The sequence below is a fragment of the Paenibacillus athensensis genome (assembly GCF_004514475.2).
Classification (GTDB): domain Bacteria; phylum Bacillota; class Bacilli; order Paenibacillales; family NBRC-103111; genus Paenibacillus_AL; species Paenibacillus_AL athensensis.
This window is the reverse complement of record NZ_MYFO02000040.1, coordinates 1-669: the sequence shown is the minus strand read 5'-3', so window position 1 is coordinate 669 and position 669 is coordinate 1. Positions and strand designations below refer to the sequence as shown.

Sequence of the window (669 nt, the reverse complement as noted above, 5' to 3'; positions counted from 1 at the left end):
GGTCGGTGGTTCGAGTCCACTAGGGCCCACCAATATACCCCAAAAAGTGAAGCGAAGCTTCGAGGATTATTCCGATTACTTTTCGGGGGCCCCAGAACACTGTGGGCAATAAATGAGGGGCCATAGCTCAGCTGGGAGAGCGCCTGCCTTGCAAGCAGGAGGTCAGCGGTTCGATCCCGCTTGGCTCCACCAAAAAACGACTTGAAAAGAGTCGGACAGATGTGATAAGATACGTGTTGCCGCGCTGGGCGTCGGAAGATGTCGAAGAGGCGGTAAGCGAATCGAGAGCTGACGAATCCTTGGGTTTCGCAGCGTGTTCCTTGAAAACTAGATAACGAAACAAGAAGTAACAAACGCGTGATTTAACTTAGAAATCCAACTCACCATTTGTGCAAACAAATGCGAGATGTAATTTCTAGCGGTTAAGCTAGAAAGAGCACACGGAGGATGCCTAGGCGCTAGGAGCCGAAGAAGGACGTGGCGAACGACGAAATGCCTCGGGGAGCCGTAAGCAGGCTTCGATCCGGGGATGTCCGAATGGGGGAACCCGGCTGTGGTAATGCGCAGTCACCTTGTAGTGAATACATAGCTACAATGGAGGCATACCCAGGGAACTGAAACATCTAAGTACCTGGAGGAAAAGAAAACAAAAGTGATTCCGTCAGTAGC

1 tRNA gene and 1 rRNA gene are annotated in these 669 nt (G+C 51.1%); both read left to right on the top strand.

Going from position 1 to position 669, the window contains the following annotated elements:
* Nucleotides 1-116: 116 nt before the first annotated feature.
* Nucleotides 117-192, top strand: a tRNA-Ala gene (locus B5M42_RS25060).
* Nucleotides 193-420: 228 nt separating this feature from the next.
* Nucleotides 421-669, top strand: a 23S ribosomal RNA gene (locus B5M42_RS25055); the annotation flags it as partial.